Raw genomic sequence first — 14,677 nt, 5'->3', positions numbered from 1 at the left:
TTATTTATGGCAAAGATAAAAGAGAAAAACAAAAAAAGTGCAGATTTTGAAAATCCTAAATACTACATAAACAGGGAGCTTAGCTGGCTTAAGTTTAATGAAAGAGTCCTGTCAGAGGCTGAGGATTCTGATAATCCTTTATTTGAGAAACTTAAGTTTCTAAGCATCTCTGCCAGCAATCTTGATGAATTTTTTATGGTCAGAGTTGCATCCCTCAAAGACATGATAAATGCAGATTACAAAAAGCTTGATATAGCTGGCATGACAGCTACTGAGCAGCTTGAAGAGGTTCTAAGGCATGTTCATGACTTTGTAGACAAGCAGTATGAGATCTACAATAAAGAGCTTGTGCCAGCTCTTTTGGCAAATGGGCTTATGATCTGCAAGGCAGAAGATCTTATAGGTAAAGACAGGGAGTATGTGGACAGGTATTTTGATGAATTTGTGTATCCTGTTCTGACACCGATGGCTGTCGATTCCTCAAGGCCATTTCCTCTTATCAGAAATAAGACCTTGAATATAGCAGCTCTTCTTAAGAAAAAAGAGGGCAAAGATGACGTCGATTTTGCTACCGTGCAGGTCCCAAACGTACTTCCAAGAGTTCTTGAAATACCTGGAAACGGCGGTGAAGATTCTGTCCGCAAGGTTATCTTTTTGGAGGATATAATACAGAAGAATATTTCAAGGCTCTTTTTAAACTATGATGTTATTACAAGTTCGCCCTACAGAGTTGGTAGAAATGCCGATCTGTCTATTGACGAGGATGAGGCGGAGGATCTTTTAAAAGAGATTGAAAAACAGATAAAACGCCGTCAGTGGGGGCAGGCAATTAGACTTGAAGTTGAAGCTGGCATAAATAAAAAGCTTTTAAAGCTCATTACTGATGAACTAAATGTTGAAGAAAATGAGATTTATAACATAGACGGGCCGCTGGATCTGACTTTTCTTATGAAGATGTATAAGCTTGAGGGATTTGACCATCTAAAAGAACACAGGTATAATGCTCCTGCACCAGTACCTGAGTTTGAGCAGGACGACAATATATTTGAAGTCATCAGTAAGGGCGATATTCTGATGCATCACCCCTATGAGACCTTTGAAAATGTCGTCAAGTTTGTAGAAAGAGCTGCTGTAGACCCGGATGTACTGGCTATCAAGCAGACTCTTTACAGAGTAAGTGGTAATTCGCCTATCATTGCAGCCCTGGCCAAGGCAGCTGACAATGGCAAACAGGTGACTGTTCTAGTTGAGCTCAAGGCCAGATTTGATGAGGAAAACAATATAGTCTGGGCCAAGATGCTTGAAAAAGCCGGATGTCACGTTATCTATGGACTTGTTGGCCTTAAGACCCACTGTAAGATTACTCTTGTTGTCAGAAGAGAAGATGACGGAATAAAGAGATATGTTCATCTTGCTACTGGTAACTACAATGATTCCACAGCCAAGCAGTATACAGATGTAGGTCTTTTTACCTGTGCTCCCGCATTTGGCGAGGACGCTACAGCTGTGTTTAATATGCTCTCAGGATATTCTGAACCTCTTGGCTGGAATAAACTCTCCCTGGCACCTTTATGGCTCAAGGACAGGATAATTGACCTTATAAAAAGAGAAGAAGAGCATGCTAAAAATGGTGAGAGCGCAAGAATCATTGCCAAGATGAATTCAATATGCCACAAGGATGTTATTGCGGAGCTCTACAAGGCAAGCTCAATGGGAGTTAAGATTGATCTTATAGTAAGAGGTATATGCTGTCTTAGGACAGGAATTCCCGGAGTTAGTGAGAATATCACAGTCAGATCAATAGTTGGCAATTACCTTGAACATAGCAGGATATTCTATTTTGAAAATGGCGGAATTCCTGAGTACTACGCAAGTAGCGCGGACTGGATGCCGCGAAACCTGGAAAGGCGCGTGGAGATTCTTTTCCCTGTTGAGAATGAGAAACTGCGTGAGAAACTATGGCACATTTTGTCAGTTGAGCTTGCAGATACCGACAAGGCTCATGTTATGGACGAAAATGGCAATTATATCAAGGTTGATAATAAGAAGCTTGATGCATCAGAAAGGGTTAATTCCCAGAAACAGTTTGGAGATGAAGCTGTTCGAAATTCTAAGGTTTTAAGCACTCAGAATTCAAGGGTGTTTATACCGGAAATGAAGGTTTAAAGGAAAGAAAGATATGAGATATGTTTTAGCATCGGGATCTCCTAGAAGAAAAGAGCTGCTTTCAAAGGTAATCCCGGAGTACGAAGTTATCCCTGCACAGGGAGAGGAGATAATAAACTCCGATGATCCAAGTAAGATTGTTGAGGAGTTGTCTTTTCAAAAAGCTTCCGAGATTTTTCACAAAATTTTAACGAATGATACAGATAGACTAGTTGTAATCGGCGCAGACACCGTTGTATCATATAATCGTAAAGTGCTTGGAAAACCCAAGAACCGCAACGACGCTGCGGATATGATAAGGAACTTATCAGGAAATGCCCATTCCGTGTTTACTGGAGTTACATGCTTCTACACAGATGAAGAGGGCAAGGAAAAGAGCTTTACCTTCCACGAGGAAACCTTTGTGGATGTAGCACCTATGACAGAGCAGGAGATACTTGACTATGTTGCTACAGGAGAACCGGACGACAAGGCAGGAGGCTACGGAGTCCAGGGACAGTTTGCAATCTTTATAAATGGTATCAGAGGCGATTACTATAATGTTGTTGGACTTCCAATAGCGAGGCTCTATCACGAAATGCAGAAATTACGGCTATTATAAAGAAGTTACGGAGGACTTTTTATGCACGAATATGATGAAGCAGTTCTTAGATGTTTTTTGGAGAATCAGGGTCAGCTTTTCCCTGAGGATGTAGCATCGAATATGGAGGAGGCCGAGGCCTTCCTTGAGGACTGTATGGCTGTGGTTGTCGATGGTGTCGATGAGGTAGAAGAATATTTTGAGGAGACCGGAGTTGATACGGAAGGCAGCAATGTGCTTGATGCCGATGAGGTTTTTGATATTGGAGATGGCAGATACCTTATAGTTGAGGGATGACGCCTATTGTTTTGCTATTTGGTCTTTACCTGTTTTGAAACAGCAGGTAAAGACTTTGTTCGTTTATAGGCAGCAATTAGCGTACTGACACAAATTATGATTGGAGATTTTATATTTTCGTGAGTAAGATTTTTTTCTTCGACCTTGATGGGACACTACTTAATAAAGACAAGGTCATTACCCCAAAAACCATGGAGGCTCTCAGGAAATTTACAGATGCAGGCAACCACTTTTGCATCAATACAGGAAGAGCAATTGATTCTGCCAAGGCAGTTTATAATGGCCTTGGACTTGATTTTAAGGGAAGTTTTTTATGCGGCTCTAACGGAACAGAGATATATAGCGTAGATGAAGATAAATACGTTTATAAGACGGGAGTGCCTCTTGAAATGGTGCCACAGATCCTTGATCTGGCCGAGGAGTATGGAATCCATTGCCATACATATAACGAGACTCATATCGTATCAAGACATGATGGGGAGTGCATGGACTATTACAGAAGGGTTATTAAGACACCGCTTATAGTTGCAGATGATGTGATGCCATATTTGAAAACGGCTCCCTCCAAAATGATTGCAATTGAGCTTCATGACCATGACAAGCAGGAGAGATTTAGAAAAGCCCTTCATGAACTTACAAAAGGGAAACTTACTCTTTTGTATTCTAATCCTTATTACATGGAGATATTCCCATCAGAAGCCGGAAAGGGAAGTGCAGTAAAAAGACTTGCAGACATCTTGGGAATTCCTGTAGAGAACACTTATGCTGCTGGTGATGAACAGAACGACATTTCAATGATAGAAGCAGCAGGCTGCGGAATTGCCATGATAAATGGAACAGACCTGGTCAAGAAAAGCGCAGATGTTATAACTAGTGAAGATAACAATCATGATGGTCTTGCCCGGTTTATTTTGGATGCTATTTGATTAAAAAGACTGATTTTATCTCTGTATTTGGAAGAGTACGGGAATAAATGACAATAGGAGAAATTTGATGAAAGCTATAGATTTACATACACATTCAACCTGCTCTGACGGAACTTTTAGCGTTGAAGAGCTTATGGACTATGCCCATGAAAAGGGGCTTGCAGCGATTGCTCTTACTGATCATGATACGGTAAAGGGGCTAGAGAGAGCAGATACTTACGTAAAAGAAAAATATCCTGACATGGAGTTTGTGCCAGGAATTGAGTTTTCAACTGTAAATGAGGGAAAAGATGTCCATGTAGTTGGTCTTTATGTGAACTACAAGGATCAGGAGTTTCTTGATACTATCGATTCCTACATGAATTCCAGAATCCAGAGAAATATAAAGATGTGCGAGAAACTGCGTGATGAGGCAGGTATAGACATCAGCTATGAAATACTTACTGAGATGTTTCCAAAGACAGTTATAACAAGAGCTCACTTTGCTAAGTACATGCTGGAAAAGGGCTATGTATCAAGCAAACAGGAAGTATTTGACAGATTCATAGGAGATGACTGCCCCTATTATGTACCAAGAGAAAATATTACTCCTGAAATGGCAATTGAAGCCATTGTTAAAAATGGCGGAGTTCCTATTCTGGCTCACCCTGTTTTATATCATATGAGTGATGCTAAGTTAGAAGCCCTTGTAGTTCGTCTTATGGAGGTAGGACTTGCAGGACTTGAAGCTATCTATTCAACCTATGAAGCATACGAAGAAAGACAGATGAAGGAACTTGCAGAGCGCCATGGCCTACTTATAAGTGGAGGATCTGACTTCCATGGAGACAATAAACCCAAGATAGATCTGGGGGTTGGCATGGGCAAATTGTTCGTTCCTGAAAATATTTTGGAACAAATAAAAAAATATAGTTGACTAAAAAATAATAATGATGTAATATACCACAAGACATATCGTTTTAGTTCTTAAACAAATGCAATGATTTGCGGTCGTTTATTAATCCCATTGAACTAGAGTTTTATATATTATGTGTGGTGTAGATAGTTGCCCACGGAAATGGAGATATTTTGAGAGAAAGATACGAAACACTTAAACTTAATGACCTTCGTGACATTGCCAAAAAGCGTGGCATTAAGGGCGCTACAGCACTTAAGAAGTCTGAAATCATAGACCTTATGTGCGAACTTGATGAGAAGGAAGCTGCTAAAAAGACTGAATCTCAGGAAAAAGAGACTGCTTCAGAGGAAAAGAAGCCACTTCATAAGAAGAAAAACATTGTTGTGACAAATAACAAGGAAGCTTTTAGCAGAGGTGAGGCGGTTGAGCGCAAAGAGGCTCCTAAGGCTGAGAAACCTGAAAGAGTTGACAGACCAGAAAAGACTAAGGATGCAGCTCCTACTTCAGAAGGAGCAAGGGAAGAGGCAGAAGAGCTTGCAGATGGTGATGACGCAAATGGTATCCTTGAAGTTATGCAGGACGGCTATGGATTCATCAGATGTGAGAATTATCTTCCTGGAGAAAATGATGTATACGTTGCTCCAAGCCTTATCAGAAAATTTAATCTTAAGACTGGTGATATCTTAAAGGGAAGATGCAGAGCCAAGAAGGAGACTGATAAATTTGCAGCTCTTTCAAGACTTGATTCAGTAAATGGATACAGACCAGAAGTTGCTATGGGAAGATGGAACTTTGAGAACATGACACCTATTTTCCCAAATTCCAGAATTAAGCTTGAGCAGCCTGGAAGTTCTGTGGCAATGAGAATCATGGATCTTATAAGCCCTATTGGTAAGGGACAGAGAGGTATGATTGTATCACCTCCTAAGGCTGGTAAGACTACACTTCTCAAGGAAGTTGCCAAGTCAATTCTTAGAAATGACAGTAATATCCATCTTATTATTCTCCTGATCGATGAGAGACCAGAGGAAGTTACTGATATCAAGGAGTCAATCGAGGGCCCTAACGCAGAAGTTATTTACTCAACTTTCGATGAACTTCCTGAGCATCACAAGAGAGTAGCAGAGATGGTTATGGAGAGAGCAAAACGCCTTGTTGAACATGGCAAGGATGTAGCAATTCTTCTTGATTCTATTACAAGACTTACACGTGCCTATAATATTGTTGTTCCTCCTTCAGGAAGAACACTTTCTGGTGGTCTTGACCCAGCAGCGCTTCATATGCCCAAGAAATTCTTTGGCGCTGCCAGAAATATGAGAGAGGGCGGAAGTCTTACAATTCTTGCAACTGCTCTTATTGAGACAGGTTCCAAGATGGATGATGTTATCTACGAGGAATTCAAGGGAACTGGTAACATGGAAATGGTTCTTGATAGAAAGCTTCAGGAGAAGAGAATCTTCCCTGCTATCAATATTCCTAAGTCCAGTACCAGAAGAGAGGATCTTCTTCTTACACCAGAAGAGCTTGCGGCTATCAATAGCCTGAGAAAGGGCTTCAATGGCATGAAGGCTGATGATGCAGTAGACCAGTGTATCAACCTCTTCTCCAAGACCAGGAACAATACTGAGTTTGTTCGCATGGTAGAGAAACAAGTTAGATTTTAACATGCTTTGAGCTGTCCAAAATAATGACCACCTTGTGTGGCAATATATACCTATCAGAAATGAAGGGTATGTATTGTTGCACAAGGTTTTTTCTTTATTTTGGAGGTAAAGTGTTATGACAAAGGCATTGATGGAAGCAGCAAGTCTTTATAATGATCCAAGGTTTTTATCAAAGAGTGAACTTAGGATATACGAGAATAAGAAGAGAAGACTAAGGATAGTAAGACGCCAGAAAATGGTATTGGCACTATTTGTAACTGCGGTAATCTTTCTTTTGCTTTTCTTTAGGAACTCTATTAAATTGGAAGCACAGAATGAGAATTATATTCCGAAATGCAAGTATTATAAGGTTGTAACTGTTCATGCAGGGGATAATCTTAGCAGCATTGCAGGCAGATTCTATGATAGTCAGGAGTATGAAGACTTAGAGCACTTTGTGTCAGAAATCTGCAGTATTAATCAGTTATATGATCCTGATGTGATAAAGGCGGGAGAGAGCATAGTAGTACCTTACTATGATGAATATAAATAATTAATGTTAGCAGTACTTATTAATGAAATAAGTCATGAACTATATGAATGTAAAAAGAAAAGAGATTGGACGCATCCAATCTCTTTCTTTTTCTTTATATCATTTAAATGTTAGTCTTCCAATAACCAGCCATAGTTCTGAACTTCGAAGCCATCTATTGTTCCATCATCATCCATATCAAACTTGATATAATTATCACATCTGTCTAATGAATCTTTCTGATCAAGAGGAATAGTGTATTTCTTGTAATCCTTTTTGTACTCGTAGTTTTCAATCTTGTTGCTCTCAAGGAACTTCTTGATATCATCATCAGTTGAAGAAATGTTGATTCCGCCAGGAATCTGGAAATCAAGCTTTGTACGGCTGTATACGTTAACCTGTACGGCTACAACAATTGTGTTATTGAGATGTACTGCATAATCCATAGGGTTAACAGCCTCAAGGTAAATTCTGTCGTCGCCGATTGAAACAGGAACAAGACATCTCTGTCCGGCACCAAGAGTATCATCACTTACATTGTAGCTCCATCCATTGTCAAGGAACTTCTGCATTGGGCAAGGAAGATTATAGACCTTCTTGTCAATCTGTACGTTTCCTGAGAGAGGATCTGATCCAAGTTCCTTGGGTTCTACATAAGCTGAAAGGTAATCAGGTGTTTCATCAGATACTTCTGCCTGTACAAAGTCTTCTGGCTCAACATCGTTCTCAATATTGATAGAAGTGAGTAACTTGGTATCGCCAAAATAGAATCTTACAGAAGAATCGATTCCGTAGTTGTCATGCTCACCATAGTATGTAAGAGACTTACTTCCTGAAGATCCGTCGTACTCGTTGTCAGCTTCGCCAAGAACTGCCTTTACATCTTCAGCCTTGCTCACACCAAGTGTGATAGCACCATTCTGAACTGTAACTGTCTTGCCAAGCTTGTGCATTGTGTAGTCATCAAGTTCTACCTTTGTAACGTAGCAGTCACCAAGAGCCATAGCATTGTTAGAGAAGTTCTTGACATATACAGTTACGTGGTTTCTTGATGTATCACCAGGAACCTGAAGGTAAATGTATTCATCCTGGCTTGTTGCAAGCTGCTTCTTGGCATCGTTATCATCATTATACTGCCAGCCATCTGCAATAAGGTCTGAGATAGGCATTGGAAGTGAATAGTCAGTTCCGTCAAAGTTGAAAGAGAAGAGGCTTGAAGGATCAACTTCTACATTACTCTTTGCAACCTTTGTTTCTTCCTTAGGTTCTTCAGTTTCTTCTGTGGTAGCTTCTACAGCTGCATCTTCTTCTGAAGTAGCTTCTACAGCTGCAATTTCTTCTTCCTCGACTGGATCTTCGATAGAAGCCTCTACAATTGGCTCATCGATTTCAGGAGCTGCTTTCTTCTTGGAACCATTAGCAAGTGCAAAACCGCCAATTCCAAGAACGAGAACTGCGGCAATTACTACTCCAAGGATAAGGCCTGTCTTGTTGCCACCCTTGTTTCCGCCGTTCTGAGGCATACCAGGCTGCATAGGCTGGCCTGTCTTAGGATCAAATTTCATTCCACCGTTACCCTGCTGTGGAACACGCTGCATCTGAATAGGCTGACCTGTAACTGGATCAAACTTAGGATCGTTTGCTGCAGGTCCTCTCTGCATACCAGGCTGAGGCATTCCGTTCTGAGGCATACCAGGCTGCATAGGCTGGCCTGTAACTGGATTGAACTTAGGTGCTCCTCCTGGCTGCTGCATGTTTGGCTGCTGCATTCCGCCCTGAGGCATAGCAGGCTGTATTGGCTTGCCAGTAACCGGGTCGAATTTAGGACCGTTTACAACTGGCTGCCCCATATTTGGCTGCTGCATACCTGGCTGAACACCGGGCTGAGCAGTTGGCTGATTGATTGGCTGTCCTGTAACAGGATCAAATTTCATTTCGCTCATTTTTCATATTTCTCCTTCCGCATATGTTTCTACACGAAACCACAATATTTTAGCAAAATATTCAAAAAAACTCAACGTATATAAGTTTTATTATAAAAATTTGCTGACCTGAGCTTAATTCTAAAACTTTGATAATAGAGAATATATATTTAGATATGAAAGAATAGCCGGGATAATTTGCTTATATGGTGAAATAAGAAAAAGTAAGTGTTAAAAGAAAATGCAATGTCGTGGAAACGTATAAACATCTGTTGGTTAAACTGGATATAAACTTATATTTTTAAAACGTTTTCGCATGTAAAGATTACTAGATTTTTTAGAGCAATCAGAAATATTTTAAATCTATTTGTGCATATAGTTCAAAAAAATGATGCCAAAAAGACATTTTTTGTTAAAAAGTAAAAATAGTGCTTGATGAGGTAAAAGATTTACATTCAATAAAGTTCATGAATATTCTATATTCTATTTATAAAGAGTTTGGGTTGCATGCGCCTGAGCTTACAAAGTGAACGTGATTTAATTAAATAAGGAGAGGTATGAAAATGAAGAAACGTATAGCGTCTATTCTCATGGCTGGTCTTATGACATTCTCAATCTTCGGATGCGGATCACAGGCACCAGCAGCAGAAACATCTGACAACACTCAGACAGAAACTAAGGCTGATACTACAGAGACAGCACCAGCAGCTGAGCAGACAGAAAGTACTGAGGCTGCAGCTATTCCTACAGACGAGCAGATCACACTTAACATGTGGTGTATTGCTACAGAGAGTGACTCTAACCGTCATGCATATGAAGCAGCTATCGCTGAAATGGCTGAGAAATATCCTAACATCACTCTTAACTGGGAAGCATTTGAGAACCAGTCCTACAAGACTAAGATCAAAGCTGCTGTTTCAGCTAACGAGATGCCTGATATCTTCTTTACATGGTCATGCGCATTCCTTGGCGACTTTGTAGATGCTGGCAAGGTTTATTGCCTCGATGATGTTTATCCAAAGTTTGCAAGTGAGCTTCCTGAGAATATGCTTGGAAATACAACTTATGATGGCAAGCACTACGGCGTTCCTACAACAATGAACATCGTTGGTCTTTTTGCTAACATGGATCTTCTTGCAGAAGTTGGTTACACAGAGGTTCCTGGAACATATGAAGAGTTCATCGCTTGCTGTGATGCACTTAAGGAAAAAGGAATCATTCCTTTCGGATGTGCTGGTAAAGAGACATGGTGCGTAACAGAGTATCTTGAGTCAGTTATTGAGAAGAGTGTAGGTGCTGATACTCTTAACGATATTTTCCTTGGAAGAGATACATGGAACAATCCTGACGTTGCAGCTGCTGTAGATACATTCCAGACACTTGTAAACAACGGCTACTTCGATCCTTCAGGAATCGGCCTTACAAATGACGAAGTTAAGAACAACTTTATTGCTGGCAAATATGCTTTCTACATGAATGGTACATGGAACTGCGCAGATTTTGCATCAAACGCTGAGTTCCTTCCTAAGGTTAAGGTTGCTGAGTTCCCAGTTATCAACTCTGACAAGGCTAAACTTGGCCAGCTTATCGGTGGACCTTCAGATACACTTGCTGTAGCAGCTTCTTCACCTAACGCTGAGATCGCTGCTGAGTATGCTATGGAGCTTGGTAAGCTCATCTGCCACTATGGATACCTTGATGGATGCGGACTTCCAGCTTGGACACCTTATGGCGACACAAGCACTATCAATCCTCTTACACAGACTGTAGCTGATATCTGTGCAAATGCTGATACATTCGTTCTCTTTGGCGATACAGCTATGGATGCTGATTCTGCAAACACATATCTTTCATATGTAGATCAGGTTTATGGATGCCAGGTTAACGGAGATCAGTTTATAGAGGGTCTTGCTAAGGATATAAGATAAAAGTTTATAAATAATTATTTTTTCCATCTCTTTGGTCCTTCCTTACCTCCCACTCGGGAAGCGGGGAAGGGCCCTTTTAAAAGAATTTACTATTGGTGAGGATTGGGTATGAGTGAAAAGAAAAAGAGGAAAATAGAAGAGGGCTTGGCTATTTTCGTATTTCTTCTTCCCGGACTGTTTCTGTTTATCAGCATTCTGATTGCGCCAATTGCTGTATCAGTTTACAGAAGCATGTTCGATTGGAACGGTTTTTCTGAAGGAACCTTCATTGGTTTTGATAACTATATAGAACTGTTTACTAATGGATCTATTAAATTTGTGAATTCTCTTAAGAATTCTCTTATACTGGCTTTTTTCTCAGTGTTTGTGCAACTTCCACTAGCTCTAATGCTTGCTCTTATTCTTGGAAGACATGAGACTAGAAAAGAAAGAACTTTTCTTTCAATTTTCTTTATGCCAGTACTTATTTCAACTGTTGTAATTGGTCAGTTATGGCTCAAAATCTATAATCCAGACTACGGTCTTCTTAACAGATTCCTTGATGCTGTGCATCTTGAGAGCTGGAAGCATGTTTGGGTTGGAGATATAAAGACTGCTCTTGGAAGTATTATAGTACCTACTGTCTGGCAGTACGTAGGATACCATATGCTTTTAATGTACGCAGGTGTTAAAGGTGTTGATCTGGACCTTAGGGAAGCAGCTATGCTCGATGGAGCAACAAAGTGGCAAGTTGACAGATACGTTGTCATTCCTATAATCAAGCCTATTTTAAGGGTTAGTGTCATTTTTGCTGTTACAGGTTCGCTTAAGACCTATGACCTTGTACGTATTCTCACAGAGGGCGGTCCATTCCAGTCTACAGAAGTACCTAGTACGCTTCTTGAAAATATGCTGTTTTTGAGAAACAGATACGGAATGGGAAGTACTATTTCTGTAATGCTGATTCTTTTGTGCTTTGCTTTTGCACTTCTTATCAGCGCAGCATTTAAAGAAAGGGATGAGTAAGAGATGGAGAGCTATACTTTAAAAGAAGAAAGTCCCGTTATCAAGGTGATCATTAACATTTTCCTTGTTATCTGGGCTGTCATAAATCTTTTCCCCATTTATTTCATGTTTACTTTTTCTCTTAAGTCTAATGAGGAAATATTTGGTGAAAATATCATAGGACTTCCTAAACACTGGCTGTGGTCAAATTATTCTTCAGCCCTTAATACTGGTAATATGGCATTGTATTTTTTTAACAGTTTGCTAGTTACTACACTTGCTATTGCCATATCTATAATGGCAGCCATGATGGCATGTTATGCAATAACAAGAATCAAATGGAAGTTTAGTGGGCTTACAAATGCATTTTTTATGCTGGGACTTACAATTCCTATTCAGGCTTCTATTGTTCCTGTTTATGTAGTAATGTCCAAGGCACACTGGCTTAATAAGTATTCAACGCTGATTGTACCGTATTCAGCCTTTGCCCTGTCCATGGCAATTCTTATCTGTACAGGTTTTATGTCAGAAATTCCTTTTGCATTGGATGAGGCTGCAAGAATTGACGGATGCGGACTTTTCGGAACATTCTTTAAGATTATTCTTCCACTTATGAAACCGGCGGTTTCTACTGTGGGTATTTACTCATATTTGCAGTGCTGGAACGAGTTTATGTTTGCTAACGTATTTATTTCTGATTCCAAGCACAGAACACTTCCTGTTGGTATCAAGGCTCTATCGGGCCAGTATACTACAGACTGGGGCCCTATAGGAGCGGCTCTTGCGATTGCGACATTCCCAACCCTCATTGTTTACCTCTTTCTTTCCAGAAAAATTCAGGCAAGCTTTATTGCTGGCGCAGTAAAGGGCTAAGAGGCAGACAGGGATTACAGGCTCAGAGTCAGTGCTGGGCCTGTTTTTTCGTTCTTTTTTTGTCTTTATTCACAGGCCAAAAAGTGGTATTTTATTAGGAAAAAGAATGCTTTTGGGGAAAGCGAAAACGGGGTGAGTAATGGGGAAGTTTTTGTGGCGCTTCAGAAAAAAGAGTTCCTTATCAGAGAGTCTTCAGAGGGGAATTCTTGGTCTTATACTTGTTGTAACTATTTCTTTTTTGATTTCCACGTATTTTATAGTTGAGAGAGAGCAGAGAAGCTACGCTGTTCAGGAAGCGGAGAGTATTACCAAGACTCTCTCGAGTAACATAAACGCAGATATCGTAAAATACATGGAATTGTCTCGCATCATCATGACTGAGGATAGACTTGTAAAGTTTCTGCGCGCAGATGGTGACAGCGTTGATATTGGTATGATAAACGATGCCAGATATGGCATTATGGATGTTTTGAACGTTACTGAGGGTGTGGACTGTGTCATGGTAATAAGAGAAGACCTGATCCTGGCTACAACCAACAGATTTACTTATAAATTTGATAATGAGGTTTTAGGCGGCGATGAGTGGAAAAAAGATATCTGCGAGGCAAGAGGCAGCGCTGTAGTTTCCTTAAATAGTAATGGCGTGGCCAAAAAGTCAGATAACAGGCCTTTTGTAACTATTGGAAGAGCTATATATGACATTGATTCTCAGAAACAAAAAGGAATCATGCTTATGAATATATCACCAGGAATCTTTGATATGATGCTTTCTTCCCTGGGCTATAGGAACATCTGCATTATGGGAACAGATGGAACTTGCCTCGCGGGAAACAGTAGCATAGCAGGATTTTATGACAGTTCTTTTGCCTCAGATAAGATAAAATTTAAGGATGTGTCTGTTGACGGCGAGAGAATGCTCTTATCCGGAGGAAGGGTAGGAGACTATCCAATAGTTTTACTTAGGGCGGCGCCTTTTAGCACTGAGGGAATTCCCTTTAGGATGCTATATGTTTTATTAGTTCTTTTGCTGATATTTATGATAATGGCCTTTTTTGTTGGGAACTTTATCAGGAAAAATATAACAGATCCTGTGCTGGAACTTTCTGCCAGCATGGATAAGAACAAGCGATCCGGAGATCTTAAGAAGATTGATGTGGAGATGCCTTCTACTGAGCTAGAGCTTTTAAAGGGGGATTACAATTCTCTTATAGATCATGTTAATGAGCTTATTGTAACTTTGATAGACAAAGAGAAAACGCTTCAGAAAGCGCAGATGCGAGTTCTGCAGGAACAGATAAAGCCGCATTTTCTTTATAATTCAATAGAGACTATTGGCTTTCTCGCACTTGATGCTGGAGCTGACAAGGTTCACGATGCACTTGAAACTTTGGGGAGCTTTTATAGGAATTTCCTTAGTAAGGGAGACAGGGAAATCCCGCTATCAAGGGAAATATGCATAGTCAAGGACTATCTTTCACTGCAAAAGCTAAGGTATGGGGACATAATAGAGGATGAATATGATATAGCTGAGGATACTATGAAACTGGTAGTTCCCAAGCTTATCCTGCAGCCTCTTGTAGAGAATAGCATCTATCACGGGATCAGGCAGAAAGGGGAGCCTGGTGTCATCAGGATAAAAAGCTACATTGCAGGCGGATGCCTTCATCTGTCGGTGAGGGATACAGGCGTTGGGATGAGTAGTGAGGAGATTACGAGAGTTCTTTCTACTGAAAATCCAGAGAACAGGTCTGAAGAAGAGAGCTTTGGCCTGTGGGGAACTATTCACAGAATGAGAATCTTTGAGGGCAAGGATGATATTGTCAGGATAGAGAGTGAAATAGGGGAATATACAGAGGTTGAATTTGTTTTAGACGTAGGCAAATCCTATGGCGTATAAATGGGGATGGCTTTAATTTAGAGTAAGAATG

At 40.3% G+C, this 14,677-nt stretch carries 12 protein-coding genes; 11 read left to right on the top strand and 1 reads right to left on the bottom strand.

Going from position 1 to position 14,677, the window contains the following annotated elements; genetic code table 11:
- Positions 1-6 precede the first annotated feature (6 nt).
- The 7 genes from BLO53_RS01135 (at position 7) to BLO53_RS01105 (ending at position 7,063) form a co-directional block, all read left to right on the top strand.
- Positions 7-2,166 (top strand): RNA degradosome polyphosphate kinase, encoded by a 2,160-nt coding sequence (locus BLO53_RS01135; RefSeq protein WP_092058431.1) that lies wholly within the window; start codon positions 7-9, stop codon positions 2,164-2,166.
- Between the two features lie 13 nt (positions 2,167-2,179).
- Positions 2,180-2,767, top strand: a complete 588-nt coding sequence (locus tag BLO53_RS01130) for a Maf family protein (protein WP_026488012.1) — start codon at positions 2,180-2,182, stop codon at positions 2,765-2,767.
- Positions 2,768-2,788: 21 nt separating this feature from the next.
- Positions 2,789-3,043 (top strand): hypothetical protein, encoded by a 255-nt coding sequence (locus BLO53_RS01125; protein WP_026488011.1) that lies wholly within the window; start codon positions 2,789-2,791, stop codon positions 3,041-3,043.
- Between the two features lie 119 nt (positions 3,044-3,162).
- Complete coding sequence (locus BLO53_RS01120; RefSeq protein ID WP_176757102.1) at positions 3,163-3,969, top strand: Cof-type HAD-IIB family hydrolase; 807 nt, start codon at positions 3,163-3,165, stop codon at positions 3,967-3,969.
- 67 nt (positions 3,970-4,036) lie between these two features.
- Positions 4,037-4,885, top strand: coding sequence for a PHP domain-containing protein (locus BLO53_RS01115; RefSeq protein ID WP_092058427.1), 849 nt, complete (start codon positions 4,037-4,039; stop codon positions 4,883-4,885).
- Positions 4,886-5,037: 152 nt separating this feature from the next.
- A complete protein-coding gene (gene rho, locus BLO53_RS01110) occupies positions 5,038-6,531 on the top strand; it encodes a transcription termination factor Rho (protein ID WP_092058425.1) in 1,494 nt (497 codons plus the stop codon).
- 115 nt (positions 6,532-6,646) lie between these two features.
- Positions 6,647-7,063, top strand: a complete 417-nt coding sequence (locus BLO53_RS01105) for a LysM peptidoglycan-binding domain-containing protein (protein WP_092058423.1) — start codon at positions 6,647-6,649, stop codon at positions 7,061-7,063.
- Between the two features lie 110 nt (positions 7,064-7,173).
- Here BLO53_RS01105 and BLO53_RS01100 read toward each other — a convergent pair whose 3' ends face one another.
- A complete protein-coding gene (locus BLO53_RS01100) occupies positions 7,174-8,985 on the bottom strand; it encodes a hypothetical protein (RefSeq protein WP_092058421.1) in 1,812 nt (603 codons plus the stop codon).
- A gap of 542 nt (positions 8,986-9,527) precedes the next feature.
- Here BLO53_RS01100 and BLO53_RS01095 point away from each other — a divergent pair.
- From BLO53_RS01095 to BLO53_RS01080, 4 genes are all read left to right on the top strand, one after another.
- Entirely contained in the window at positions 9,528-10,892 is a 1,365-nt protein-coding gene (locus tag BLO53_RS01095) for an ABC transporter substrate-binding protein (protein ID WP_176757101.1), read from the top strand.
- Between the two features lie 108 nt (positions 10,893-11,000).
- Positions 11,001-11,897 carry a carbohydrate ABC transporter permease gene (locus BLO53_RS01090; RefSeq protein WP_092058417.1) on the top strand — a complete coding sequence of 299 codons (897 nt, stop codon included), beginning with the start codon at positions 11,001-11,003 and terminating at the stop codon, positions 11,895-11,897.
- A gap of 3 nt (positions 11,898-11,900) precedes the next feature.
- Positions 11,901-12,749 (top strand): carbohydrate ABC transporter permease, encoded by an 849-nt coding sequence (locus BLO53_RS01085; protein ID WP_092058414.1) that lies wholly within the window; start codon positions 11,901-11,903, stop codon positions 12,747-12,749.
- Positions 12,750-12,888: 139 nt separating this feature from the next.
- Complete coding sequence (locus tag BLO53_RS01080; protein WP_092058412.1) at positions 12,889-14,646, top strand: cache domain-containing sensor histidine kinase; 1,758 nt, start codon at positions 12,889-12,891, stop codon at positions 14,644-14,646.
- Positions 14,647-14,677: the final 31 nt, after the last annotated feature.

Origin of the sequence: Butyrivibrio sp. INlla14, assembly GCF_900102515.1 — a bacterium.
GTDB lineage: Bacteria > Bacillota > Clostridia > Lachnospirales > Lachnospiraceae > Butyrivibrio.
Note: the sequence above shows the minus strand (reverse complement) of the source record. Positions and strands in the feature narration are given on the sequence as shown.